This window comes from Pseudomonas poae, from assembly GCA_028869255.1.
GTDB classification, from domain to species: Bacteria; Pseudomonadota; Gammaproteobacteria; order Pseudomonadales; family Pseudomonadaceae; genus Aquipseudomonas; species Aquipseudomonas poae_C.
On sequence record CP110972.1, the window covers coordinates 1,371,467 to 1,384,196 of the forward strand.

A 12,730-nucleotide genomic window follows, 5' to 3' on the forward strand; every position below is an offset into this window, starting at 1 on the left:
CGATGAATTTCAATTGGGATGTGTTCTGGCAGTACCTGCTGCAGCCCAGCGGGGTATACCTCACCGGGCTCTGGCTGACCTGCCTGATCGCGGTGTCGGCGATGCTGCTGGGCTGCGCGCTGGGGCTGGCGGCGGCGCTGTTGCGCTTGTCGAAGAACCCGCTGTTGCACCTGCCGGTGCGGTTTTATGTGTGGCTGATGCGCGGCACGCCGTTGCTGGTGCAGATCGTGTTTTTGTACACGGCGCTGGCGGCGGGCGGGATCTTCCGTTTTGAGGATATCGAGCTGTTCGGCCTGATCGTGCCCGGCAATATCCAGGCGGCAATCATCGCCCTGGGCCTTAACGAGGGCGCGTACATGGCCGAGATCATCCGCGCCGGCATCGGCGCAGTGGACAAGGGCCAATACGAAGCCGGGCGCTCGCTGGGCATGGGCTTCGCCAAGCTGATGCGGCGCATCGTGCTGCCCCAGGCGTTCCGGGTGATCGTGCCGCCGCTGGGCAATGAGTTCAACGTGATGCTCAAGAACACCACCCTGGTCAGCGTGATCGGCGTGCAGGAGCTGCTGCTCAGCACCCAGATGATCACCTCGGCGACGTTCCGCGTGTTTGAGTTGTATCTGGTGGTGGCCCTGTACTTCCTCACGCTGACCACGCTGTGGGGCTTGTTCCAGCGCTGGCTCGAGGCGCGCTTCAGCCAGTCCGACCGGCCTTCTGCGCCACCCCCGGCAGCCAGCCGCATGTTCGGGCGCAGCACCTTGAAACTGCTGAGGGGACGATAACCATGGCGCACCCAAGTGACGAATTGATCATCGAAGCACTGGACATTCACAAGTCGTTCGGCCAATTGCAGATCCTCAAGGGTATTTCCCTGCAAGTCCGGCGCGGTGAAGTGGTGGTGCTGATCGGCGCATCGGGCTCCGGCAAGACCACCTTTATCCGCTGCATCAACCTGCTCGAAGACATCCAGGGCGGGCGCATCCGCGTCAACGGCCGGGCCATGGGCTACCGCGAGCGCAGCGACGGCAGCCTGGTGCGCGATTCGGAGCGCAACATCGCCCGGCAGCGTCGCGACATTGGCATGGTGTTCCAGCGCTTCAACCTGTTCCCGCACATGACCGCGCTGCAAAACATTATCGAAGCGCCGATCCAGGTGCTCGGCACCCCGCGTGCCGAAGCGCTGGAGCAGGCGCGGGGCTTGCTGGCGCGGGTCGGCCTGGCGGACAAGGCCAGCCATTACCCGTCGATGCTCTCCGGCGGCCAGCAGCAGCGGGTGGCGATTGCCCGGGCGCTGGCGATGAAACCCCAGGCCATGCTCTTCGACGAACCCACCAGCGCCCTCGACCCGGAAACCGTCGGCGAAGTGCTGCAAGTGATGAAGGAGCTGGCCGAGGAGGGCATGACCATGGTGGTGGTCACCCACGAAATGGGCTTTGCCCGTGAAGTGGCCGACCGCGTGGTGGTGCTCGACAGCGGCGAACTCATCGAGCAAGGGCCGCCGGAACAGATCTTCAGCCACCCCAGCCACCCCCGTACCCGAGCCTTTCTCAGCCGCGTGTTATGACCCTTCCAAGGAAAACCGCCATGCGTTTATCGAGCTTGTGTGTTGCCCTCTGCTGCGCCGCCCTTGCACCTGTGGCCCTGGCGGCCACGCCGGTAGTCAAGGTGTACAACTGGTCCGATTACATCGGCCCCGACACCTTGAAGAACTTCGAAAAAGACAGCGGCATCAAGGTGCAGTACGACATCTTCGACACCAACGAAATGCTTGAAGCCAAGTTGCTGTCCGGGCACTCGGGGTATGACGTGGTGGTGCCCTCCAGCCAGTTCCTGTCCAAGCAGATTCGCGCCGGCGCCTACCAGCCGCTGCAGCGCGGGTTGCTGGACAACTGGAAGCACCTCGACCCGCGCCTGATGCAACGCCTGGAAGCCGCCGACCCCGGCAACCGCTACGCCGTGCCGTACATGTGGGGCACCGTGGGCATCGGCTACAACGCTGAAAAAGTCCGCGCCGTGCTGGGCCAGGACGCGGTGCTGGACTCCTGGGCCATGGTCCTGGAGCCCGACAACCTGGCCAAGCTCAAAAGCTGCGGCGTGGCCTTTCTGGATGCGCCGGTAAAGATCATCCCCCAGGTCATGCTCTACCTCGGCCTGGACCCCAACAGCACCCGGCCCGATGACTACAAGCAAGCCTCCAAACGCTTGATGCAATTGCGCCCGTCGGTGACGTACTTCAACTCGTCGAAATACACCGCCGACCTGGCCAACGGCGATATCTGCGTGGCGATCGGTTATTCCGGCGATGTGATGCAGGCGCAGAGCCGCGCCAGGGAAGCCGGCAAACACATCGACATCCGCTACCTGATCCCCAAGGAAGGCGTGAACCTGTGGTTCGACATGCTGGCGATCCCCAAGGATGCCGGTAACGCGGCCAACGCCCATGCCTTGATCAACTACCTGTTGCGCCCCGAAGTGATTGCGCCGATCAGCGATTACGTCGGCTATGCCAACCCGAACAAGGAGGCCACGCCCCTGATGGACCCCAAGGTCAGCGGCAACCCGGGCATTTACCCCGGCGACGAGGTGATCAGCCACACGTTCGTCTCCGCCGACCTGCCGGAAACCATCCAGCGCCTGATGACCCGGGAATGGAACCGCATCAAGTCCGGCCAATGAATCGAAGAGCCTTTGCCATGATGAAATTTTCTGCTCACGAGTACCCCTATCCGTCGCAACGCCAGAGCGTGTTTGCCCGCCGAGGCATGGTTGCGGCTTCACAACCGCTGGCCGCCCAGGCCGGTATCGAAATCATGCAAAAGGGCGGCAATGCGATCGACGCCGCCATCGCCACGGCGGCGGCCCTGACCGTGGTGGAACCGACCGGCTGCGGCCTGGGCGGCGATGCGTTTGCCTTGGTCTGGTGCAAGGGCCAGTTGCATGGCCTGAACGGCAATGGCCACGCACCGGCGGCCTTGAGTATCGAGGCGGTCAAGGCGGCGGGGCATGACCGGATGCCGCTGTATGGCTGGACCCCGGTGACAGTGCCCGGCTGCCCCTCGGCCTGGGCGGAGCTGTCGCAACGCTTCGGTAAATTGCCGTTTGCCGAGCTGCTGCAACCGGCAATCAGCCTGGCACGGGAGGGTTTCCCCCTGTCGCCGGTGGTCGCTCATCAATGGCAGATCGCCGTGGACGAATTCACCCCCCATCGCGACCCGGTGCTGGACGCCTGGTTCGAGACTTTTCTGATCGAGGGGCACGCACCCCGGGCGGGGGAGGTTTTTCGCAACCCGGCCCAGGCACGAACCCTGGAGGAACTGGCCGCCACGCGTTGCGAAAGCCTGTATCGCGGCGCGCTGGCCGAGCGCCTGGATGCCCACTCCCGCGCCAGCGGCGGCTACCTGCGTGCCGGTGATCTGAAGGATTACCGTGCGCAGTGGGTCGAGCCGATCCACATCACCTATCGCGGGGTCGACGTCTGGGAAATCCCGCCGAGCGGCCAAGGCTTAGTCGCGCTGATGGCGCTGAAAATCCTTGAAGGCTTCAGCTTTGATCACCGCGACAGCCAGCAGACCTGGCATCGTCAGCTGGAGGCGATGAAGCTCGCCTACAGCGACGGCCTGCACTACATCACCGACCCACAGCACATGCGCGTGGCGGTCGCCGATCTGTTGAGCGACGCTTACAGCACCCGCCGCCGCGAGCAGATCGGCGAACAAGCGCAACCGCCCAAACCCGGCGACCCCCACGCCAGCGGCACGGTGTACCTGGCCACGGCGGACGCCGACGGCAATATGGTCTCGTTTATCCAGAGCAACTACCACGGCTTCGGCTCCGGTGTGGTGCTGCCCGACAGCGGCATTGCCCTGCAGAATCGCGGGCAGGAATTCAGCCTCGACCCGGCCCATGCCAACTGCCTGGCCGCGGGCAAAAAAACCTTCCACACCATTATCCCCGGCTTCCTCAGCCAAGGCGGCGAGGCCCTTGGGCCGTTCGGCGTGATGGGCGGCTATATGCAGCCCCAGGGCCATGTGCAAATGGTGATGAACCTCGTGGATTTCGGGCTCAACCCCCAGGCCGCGCTGGATGCGCCACGCTGGCAATGGCTGGGCGATATGAAGGTCGGCATCGAACAGGGCGCCTCCCGCGACCTGGCCAATGCCCTGGCGCGGCGGGGGCACAAGGTGCAGGTCGACAGCGACCTCACCGACTACGGGCGCGGGCAGATCATCCTGCGCGACCCGGTCAGCGGGGTACTGTGCGGCGGCACCGAGCCGCGGGCCGATTCGCATATTGCGGTGTGGTAAGGCGCGCTACTGCAGCGCCAGCAACACCCCGCCCGCCAAGGCCACCAGTGCGGTATTCAGGCAGGCCAGGCCGAAGCCGAAGCGCACCAGTTGGCCTTCTTCCTCGGGGCTGGTCCTGGCCAGCCCCAGGACCAGCATCACAATCGACAGCGAGCCCAGCGCGGCATGCCCGGCCGCGCTGTTTTGCAGCGCGGCCAGCAGCCAGCGCGAGGCCTCGGGCAACAAGGCCACGGCCGGCATGAAGATCGCGTTACCGCCCACATTCGAGCCGGTCATATAGCCGGACAGCCCGCCCAGCAGCGCCACCAAGGGCACAACCGCCATGTCGGGCAACCCGCTCAGCACCTGCACCAGCCCGTCGAGGAAGCCGGCCTTGAGCATCATCTGCGACATGGCCAGGAACAACAGAATCGTCAGCAACGGCCGCCGTGCCCGGACCGCCAGTGCGCCGAGCAGGCCATCGCCGCCACCGCGACGAACCCACAGCAGCACCAGCAGCAAGGCGATGCCCGGTGACGCCAGGGGTTTCCAGGCGACGTGCGTGCCGCGCACCACCCAGGCGTCTTCAAGGTGGGTCAGCGCGTTGAGGGCCTTGAGCAGCACGATGCACATGATCAGCGCCAGGTACGGCCAGGCGCTGCGCGGCCAGGCCAGAGCCGTTGCGCCGCGGCGTCGATACAGCGCCAGCAGCAAGGTCGCGGCGGCGACGCTCAGCCCCGCGCCCACGCCGGCCACCTCCGGGCCCAACCAACGGCTCAAGCCGTAGAGCACTGCCAGAAACAGCAACCCCAGGCCCACGAGTACACGGGTGATACCCACGCCGCAGAGGTATGAAGCCAGTGCCGCGAGGGCGATAAACACCGGGGCGCTGGTCAGCGCCGAGGTGGCGGCCAGCGTCGACGCCTCCACATGGGCCAGGGACGCGCCGATCACCGTCGCCAACCCCAGCGTGCCCCACGGCATGATCGCCATCCCGGTCAGCGCCACACGCAGCGCAATGCGCCGCTCGAACAGGCTCAGCAACAAAGGCACGGTGGCGATCAGCGACACGCCGAAACCGGTCATGGCCTCCAGCAACGGCGCCAGCCCCAGCACGATAAACATCACCCGCTCGGCGCGCTTCAACCCCAGCGCCTGCACCCATTCGGCCAGTGCCTGGTTCACGCCCCTGCGCTCGATCAGAATCACAAACGCCAGGCCCGGCACGATCACCAACGCAGTGCTGGCAAACAATACGGCCGTGTCTTTGAATGCGGCCAGCGCCGCACTGGCCATAAAGCCATCCATCAACCACAACACCGCCACCAGACCTGCACCGGCCATGGCCGCCTGCACTGGCGGGCGGCGCAAAACCATCAGCATCGACATCACCAGCAACACCGGTGACAGGTGGATCAAAAACGCCATGGGACACTCCATTGCTGCATGCCGAAGGAGTTGGGATAGTATTGAGGTCCCGGTCGTCATTGGTCTCTGAATCGAGGCTGTTTTCGATAAAATTTCTCACCCTGTCGAGAGCGTGCCAATGGCCAAACCTGCTTCTGCCCTGCTGGACCTGGACGGCTTTGACTGGTCGATCCTGGCGCTGGTGCAGCGTGACAACGCTTTGCCCCTGCGCACCCTGGCCGAGAAGGTCAACCTCTCCACCGCCGCCGTGCAGCGGCGCCTCAAGCGCATGGAGGAGGGCGGGGTGATCACCGCGAATGTCGCGGTGATCGACCCGGTCAAGGCCGGCAAGCCGATCACCATCATTGCCGAGGTGTCCGTGGAGCGCACCAGCATCGACGCACTCACCACGACCAAGGCGAGCTTCTGCGCGCCCCAGGTGCAGCAGTGTTACTACGTTGCCGGTGAGGTGGATTTCGTGCTGGTGTTGAATGTCGCCAGCATGCAGGAGTACCAGAACTCGCCGGGCGGCTGTTTGCCGAGAACCCCAATGTGAAGTGGTTCAAGACCCTGGTGGCGCTGGATCGGGTCAAGGTCGGGCTGGAAGTGCCGGTCGGTTGAAGCTTTTTAAAAAGATTCGTCGAAGCCTGTCCCCTTTTTTCACTTCGCCTGTCATTCCAGGTAAGTGAACAAAATCGAGAGCTTCCTCCAATGTCCGCAGTTCTACCCTTGCGCTTGCGCCCGTTGCTGAAACTGAGCCTGATGTTGAGCCTCAGCGCCAGCCCACTCTTCGCCGCCGTCAGCTATGCCGAAGACACCTCCGCCCGCCGCAGCTACCAGGTGCCGGCCGGCAGCCTGAGCGCGGCGTTGACCCGTTTTGCGGGGTTGTCGGGGGTTAACCTGTCCATCGACCCGGCGCTGGTCAGCGGGCGCAGCAGCAGTGGTTTATCCGGCGAGTACGCGGTGGAAGAGGGCTTCGCCCGCCTGCTGCAAGGCTCGGGCCTGCAACTGCAGCCGATGGGCGAGCGCGACTACATGCTGGTGCCGGCGCCGGATGGCAGCAGCCTGGAACTGGCACCGACCTCCATCCTCGGCACCACCGGCCTCTACGACGGCGACACCTACGCCGGTGGTCAGGTGGCGCGGCGCGGTTCGCAAGGCTTGCTGGGCACGCGGGACTTCATGGAAACCCCGTTCAGCATGACCACCTACACCCAGGAGGCGGTGAAAAACCAGCAGGCGCGCACCCTCGGCGACCTGATCGCCAGCGACCCTTCGGTACGCGCCACCAACCCGGCCGGTGGGCGCTATGAACAGTTCACCATTCGCGGCTTCAGCCTGTTCAACAGTGACGTGGCCTACAACGGCCTGTACGGCGTGCTGCCGACCTACACCATCGACATGGAAATGGCCGACCGCGTCGACATCTTCAAAGGTCCCACCCAACTGATTAATGGTATTTCGCCGCGGGGCAGCGTCGGCGGCGGGATCAACGTGGTGCCCAAGCGTGCCACCGACAAGGACATCAACTCGTTTACCGGCAACTGGGCCTCCGACAGCCAGGCGGGCGGCGCGGTGGATATCGGGCGGCGCTTTGGCGAGGACAACAAGTTCGGCATCCGCTTCAACGGCGTTAAGCAGTCCGGTGATACCGAATGGGACCACCAGAGCGTCGACCGTGAAATGGCCGTGCTGGGCCTGGATTTTCGTGGCGAGCGCCTGCGCCTTTCCACCGATATCGGCCACACCGAGCGCGACACCGATGCCCCGCAGGAGCGTGTGCAGGTGGCCGCCGCCGCACCAGTGCCGAGTGCCAACGATGTGCGCCGCAACTATGCGCAGTCCTGGAGCAAGGCCAGCACCAACGACACCTTTGGTACGTTCAACGGCGAGTACGACCTCAGCGATAACGTGATGCTCTACGGCGGCGTGGGCGCACGTAAAAGTAACCACGACTTCCTGCGCCATGCGGTGTCCGTGACCAACGCGGCCGGTGATTTCACCGTGTCGCCGCGGGATTTCACCCGCGATGAAAATGTGCGCACCTACACCGCTGGTGTGCGCAACTGGTTCCATACCGGGCCGGTGAGCCATGAGGTCAACCTGGCCGCCACCTACTTCTACATGGACTTTGAAAACGGCGGCGCACGCTACGCGAATGGGCGCAGCAATCTCTATAACCCGGTGCAAACGCTGACGCCATCGGTCGCCACCCGCGCCGATCCGAAGGTGTATACCGAGAACCGCTCCACCGGCGTGGCGTTGTCCGACACCCTGGGCTTCTTCGACGACCGCCTGTTGCTGACCCTCGGTGCGCGCTGGCAGCGGGTCAAGGTGGATGACTGGAACAATGGGGTCAGAGGCCCTACCGGCTACGATGAAGAGAAAGTCTCGCCGTCCGGTGGCTTGCTGTTCAAGGCCACCGACAAGCTGTCGCTGTACGCCAACTACATGGAAGGCTTGAGCCAGGGCAAGGTCGCACCGTCGACCTCGATCAACGACGATGAAATCTTCCCGCCGTTTGTCAGCCGCCAGGTGGAAGTGGGCGCCAAGTACGACGCCGGTGCCTTCGCCGTGACCGCCGCAGTGTTCCGTATCAAGCAGCCTGCCTACGAAACCAATGCCGTGACTACGGTGTTCGGCCCCAACGGCAAGCGCCAGAACACCGGGGCGGAGCTGAGTGTGTTCGGTGAACCGCTCAAAGGCGTGCGCCTGCTCGGCGGCGTGATGTATATCGACAGCGAACTGCAGAACACCACCAATGGCACCTATGACGGCAACCGTGCCCCGGCCACGCCCAAGTACAACGTCAACCTGGGCGCCGAATGGGATGTACCGACCCTGGAAGGGCTGACGCTGACCAGCCGCGGCATCTACTCAAGCTCGCAGTACCTGGACCAGTCCAACGTCAAGGAAATCGACGCCTGGAACCGGATCGACGTGGGCGCGCGGTATGCGTTCAAGGTGGATGACAAGCACATCACCCTGCGTGCGAATGTGGAGAACGTCGCCGATAAACGCTACTGGAGCTCGGCCGGCGCCTCGGATGACAGTGAGCCGGGGCTGACCTTGTCGACACCGCGTACCTACCTGCTGTCGGCCACGGTCGATTTCTAGACGCCGATTAAAAATGTAGGCGCTGGCTTGCCTGCGATAGCGGTGTATCAGCGAATCTATCTGGAGCTGACCCACCGCGATCGCAGGCAAGCCAGCTCCTACACCTGATTTTCAGCGTTAATGAGAATGTTTTTTGATCACGTCGCCCTGATATGGAATAGTACCCGCCGTTTTCCCCAGCCTGTCTCGCTGGGGTGTGTTAACGCCGAGGTACTTGTCATGCGAATGCTGCGCTCCATCCCCACCCTGGCCGCCTGCCTCCTGGCGTTCTCTTCAAGCGTCTTAAGCGCTGCACCCATCGACCTCAACGACGGCCAGCACGCGGTGCATCTGCCGGATGCGCCCAAGCGTGTGGTGGTGCTGGAGTTTTCCTTTCTCGACAGCCTGGCCGCGGTTGACGTGACCCCGGTGGGCGCTGCCGACGATGGCGATGCCAACCGCGTGCTGCCGCGTGTGCGCCAGGCCATCGGGCAATGGAAGTCCGTGGGCCTGCGCTCGCAGCCGAGCATCGAGGAAATCGCCCGGCTCAAGCCGGACCTGATCGTCGCCGACCTCAACCGCCATCAGGCGCTGTACAGCGACCTGGCAAGCATTGCGCCGACCCTGTTGCTGCCCTCGCGTGGCGAAGACTATGAGGGCAGCCTCACGTCCGCCGAGCTGATCGGCAAGGCCCTGGGCAAAAGCCCGCAGATGCAAGCGCGCATCGCGCAGAACCGCGAGAACCTGAAAAAGATTGCCGCGCAGATCCCCGCCGGTGCCAGCGTGTTGTTCGGTGTGGCCCGGGAAGACAGCTTCTCGGTGCATGGGCCGGATTCCTATGCCGGTAGTGTGCTGCGAGCCATCGGTTTGAAGGTGCCGTCGGTGCGCGCCAACGCCGCCCCGACTGAGTTTGTGAGCCTGGAGCAATTGCTGGCCCTCGACCCAGGCTGGTTGCTGGTCGGCCATTACCGTCGCCCAAGCATTGTCGACAGCTGGAGCAAGCAGCCGCTGTGGCAAGTGCTCGGCGCGGTGCGTAGCCAGCATGTCGCTGAAGTCGACGGCGACAGTTGGGCACGCAATCGCGGCGTATTGGCTTCGGAGCAGATCGCCGAAGACGCCCTGGCGATTCTCAAGGGCGGCAAAGCCGTACTGAGCCAGTAATCGTGCAGCGCAGTTTGGCCGCGACCGGCATTGTGCTGCTGGGCGCCTTGTTATTCTGGCTCTCGCTGTACAGCTGGTCGCCGTTCACCATCACGGCGACCGACGCCTGGAATGGCCTGGTGCATCAGGGCAGCGTGGGCGGCAATATGGCGTATATCGTCGCCCAGTTGCGCGTGCCCCGCGCCGTGTGCGCGGCATTGGTGGGGGCCTGCCTGGGCCTGGCCGGTGCGCTGATGCAGGGCATCACGCGCAACCGCCTGGCATCGCCTTCGCTGTTTGGTGTAACGGCGGGGGCGGCCTTGGGGCTCGCGTTGTTTTCCACCGGGTTGGTCGCGCCGCCGTTTGCCGGTGGTGCATTGCTGATGACCTGCCTGGGCGGCGCGCTGGCCTGGGTCACGGTGTTCAGCCTTGGCGGTGCCTGGTCGCCGACCACCGCCCAGGGGCGCCTGGTATTGGCCGGTGTGGCCGTCGCGGCGTTGTGTGCCGCGTTGACCCGGCTCACGGTGATTCTGGTCGAAGCGCAGGCGCAAAGCGTGTTGAGCTGGCTGGCCGGTTCCCTGGCCAACGTCGGTGCCGCCCAGGTGCAATTGCTCTGGCCGTGCACCTTGATCGGCGGCCTGTGGGCGCTGTGGTGTGCGCCGCGCTTGAACCTGATCAACCTCGGCGAAGACGCCGCCCGCTCGTTGGGCGTGGGCATCGCCAGCCTGCGCCTGCAGGTGTTTGTCGCCAGCCTGTTGCTGGTGGGGGCGAGTGTCTGCGCGGTGGGGCCGATTGGGTTTGTCGGGCTGATCGCGCCGAATATCCTTCGCCAGTTTCTCGGCAATGACTACCGTTGGCTGATCCCGCTGAGCGCGGCCTTGGGCGCGGTGATCGTGCTGGGCGCCGACTTGCTCAGCCGCGCCGTGGCCTTCCCGGTGGAAACCCCGGCGGGGGTGGTCACTGCCTTGATCGGCGCACCGTTCTTTCTGTTTCTTGCCAGGCGCGCCCTATGATTCGCCCACGTTTTCGCCTGGGGTTGCTGCTCGGCTTGTTGCTGCTGGCGACGTTTATCAGCCTCAGCGCCGGCACCTTGTGGCTCAAGCCCGCCACCGTACTCGAGCGCCTGTTGGCCCACGACGCCCTCGACTTCGAAGTGTGGAACCACCGCCTGCCACGCAGCCTGATCGCGATCCTCGCAGGGGCAGCCTTCGGCCTGGCCGGGGCGATTGTGCAGGGCGTGATCCGCAACCCGCTGGCCTCGCCGGAGATCCTCGGCGTGACCCAAGGCGCCGGTTTGGCGCTGACCGTGGCGATCATCGGCTGGCCGCAGCTGCCGATTGCCTGGCTGCCGTTGGTGGCGTGCCTGGGCGGCGCTGGTGGTGCGTTGTTGTTGGCGCTGTACAACACCGGCGTGAGTTTTTCCGGGGTGCGTTTTGCGCTGTCCGGGGTGGCGATTGCGGTGACCTTGTCCAGCGTCACCGAGTTTCTGATCCTGTCCCACCCGCTGGATATCAACACCGCCTTGCTCGCGCTGACCGGCAGCCTGTGGAGCCGCAACTGGCACCATGTGGCGTTGGTGCTGCCGTTTCTGCTGCTGATCCCGCTGGGGTTGTGCCTGGCCAAGCCGTTGAACCTGATTGCCCTGGGCGATGAAGCGGCCCACAGCCTGGGCACCGCACTCGGCCGTACACGCTGGCTGGCGATGGCCTGCGCGGTGCTGCTCACCAGCCTGGGCGTGGGTGTGATCGGGCCGATCGGCTTTATCGGCCTGGTGGCGCCGCATATGGCGCGGCGCCTGGTGGGCGGGCATCACCAGTGCCTGTTGCCGGCAGCGATGCTGATCGGCGCGCTGCTATTGGTGCTGGCCGACACCCTCGGGCGCACCTTGATCGCGCCCAGCGAAATCCCGGCGGGGGTTCTCACGGCGGTGATTGGTGCGCCGTATTTTCTTTGGTTGCTGGCACGGTTCAAGGGCTGATCCCATGAGTATTCTCCACGCGCAACAACTCGATATCGGCTACGGCACCACGCGCATCGTGCAGGGCCTCTCGTTCGCGCCGCCCACCGGCAAAGTCACCGCGCTGATCGGCCCCAACGGCTGCGGCAAGTCGACCTTGCTCAAGACCTTTGCGCGCATCCTCAAGCCGACCCAGGGTGAATTGACCCTTGATGGCCAGCCCTATGCCAGCCTGTCCGCCCGCCAGCTGGCGCGGCAGATCGCGTTCTTGCCCCAGGTGCTGCCGGTGCCGGAAGGCGTCAGCGTGCGCCAGCTGGTCGCCTACGGCCGCAGCCCGCATAACTCGCTGTGGGGGCGACTGAGCGGCAACGACCAGTCCCATGTGACCCAGGCCATGCAGCGCCTGGCGCTGGACAACCTGGCCGACCGCGCCCTGGCGGACCTCTCCGGCGGCCAGCGCCAACGCGCCTGGCTGGCGATGGTGTTGGCACAGAACGCGCCGGTGGTGTTGCTCGACGAACCCACCACCTACCTCGACATCAGCCACCAGGTCGAACTGCTCGACCTGATGCGCGAACTGGCCGCCGAAGGCAAGACCGTGATCACCGTGCTCCACGATATCAACCAGGCGTGCCGCTACGCCGACCATTTGGCGGTGATGCAGGGCGGCAGGCTGGTGGCGGATGGTGCGCCGGGGGAGGTGATCAGTGCCGAGTTGATGCGCCAGGTGTTTGAGGTGCAGGTGCAGATCATCAATGAGCCGGTGTCCGGCACGCCGATGTGCGTGGTAGAAAAAAGCACCCGCCATCACGCCTGATCCGGTCAAAAAAATGTGGGAGCGGGTTTGCTC

Annotated in this window: 10 protein-coding genes and 1 pseudogene; 10 read left to right on the forward strand and 1 reads right to left on the reverse strand. The window is 64.6% G+C overall.

Annotated elements, in window-relative coordinates:
• Positions 1-2 precede the first annotated feature (2 nt).
• The 4 genes from LRS56_06485 to LRS56_06500 are packed head-to-tail and all read left to right on the forward strand — an operon-like array spanning position 3 to position 4,301.
• On the forward strand, positions 3-779 hold the full coding sequence (locus LRS56_06485; protein WDU64146.1) for an amino acid ABC transporter permease: 777 nt from the start codon (positions 3-5) through the stop codon (positions 777-779).
• A gap of 2 nt (positions 780-781) precedes the next feature.
• On the forward strand, positions 782-1,561 hold the full coding sequence (locus tag LRS56_06490) for an amino acid ABC transporter ATP-binding protein (GenBank protein ID WDU64147.1): 780 nt from the start codon (positions 782-784) through the stop codon (positions 1,559-1,561).
• A gap of 20 nt (positions 1,562-1,581) precedes the next feature.
• Entirely contained in the window at positions 1,582-2,673 is a 1,092-nt protein-coding gene (locus LRS56_06495) for a polyamine ABC transporter substrate-binding protein (GenBank protein WDU64148.1), read from the forward strand.
• A gap of 17 nt (positions 2,674-2,690) precedes the next feature.
• Positions 2,691-4,301 (forward strand): gamma-glutamyltransferase family protein, encoded by a 1,611-nt coding sequence (locus LRS56_06500; GenBank protein WDU64149.1) that lies wholly within the window; start codon positions 2,691-2,693, stop codon positions 4,299-4,301.
• A 6-nt stretch (positions 4,302-4,307) separates the two neighbouring features.
• Here the strand turns inward: LRS56_06500 and LRS56_06505 are convergent, their stop codons facing one another.
• Complete coding sequence (locus LRS56_06505; GenBank protein WDU64150.1) at positions 4,308-5,708, reverse strand: L-lactate permease; 1,401 nt, start codon at positions 5,706-5,708, stop codon at positions 4,308-4,310.
• A 118-nt stretch (positions 5,709-5,826) separates the two neighbouring features.
• Between LRS56_06505 and LRS56_06510 the strand changes: the two are divergent.
• The 6 genes and pseudogenes from LRS56_06510 (at position 5,827) to fecE (ending at position 12,697) form a co-directional block, all read left to right on the forward strand.
• Positions 5,827-6,308, forward strand: a pseudogene (locus LRS56_06510) (Lrp/AsnC family transcriptional regulator).
• A 90-nt stretch (positions 6,309-6,398) separates the two neighbouring features.
• Positions 6,399-8,804, forward strand: a complete 2,406-nt coding sequence (locus tag LRS56_06515) for a TonB-dependent receptor (GenBank protein ID WDU64151.1) — start codon at positions 6,399-6,401, stop codon at positions 8,802-8,804.
• A gap of 219 nt (positions 8,805-9,023) precedes the next feature.
• Positions 9,024-9,944 carry a Fe(3+) dicitrate ABC transporter substrate-binding protein FecB gene (locus LRS56_06520; GenBank protein ID WDU64152.1) on the forward strand — a complete coding sequence of 307 codons (921 nt, stop codon included), beginning with the start codon at positions 9,024-9,026 and terminating at the stop codon, positions 9,942-9,944.
• A gap of 2 nt (positions 9,945-9,946) precedes the next feature.
• Entirely contained in the window at positions 9,947-10,936 is a 990-nt protein-coding gene (gene fecC / locus LRS56_06525; GenBank protein ID WDU64153.1) for an iron-dicitrate ABC transporter permease FecC, read from the forward strand.
• The gene (locus LRS56_06530) at positions 10,933-11,901 is read left to right on the forward strand and encodes an iron chelate uptake ABC transporter family permease subunit (GenBank protein WDU64154.1); all 969 of its coding nucleotides are present in this window, start codon (positions 10,933-10,935) and stop codon (positions 11,899-11,901) included. The genes fecC and LRS56_06530 overlap by 4 nt, the downstream gene beginning before the upstream one ends.
• Before the next feature lie 4 nt (positions 11,902-11,905).
• Positions 11,906-12,697, forward strand: coding sequence for a Fe(3+) dicitrate ABC transporter ATP-binding protein FecE (gene fecE / locus LRS56_06535; protein ID WDU64155.1), 792 nt, complete (start codon positions 11,906-11,908; stop codon positions 12,695-12,697).
• The last annotated feature ends 33 nt before the right edge of the window (positions 12,698-12,730 follow it).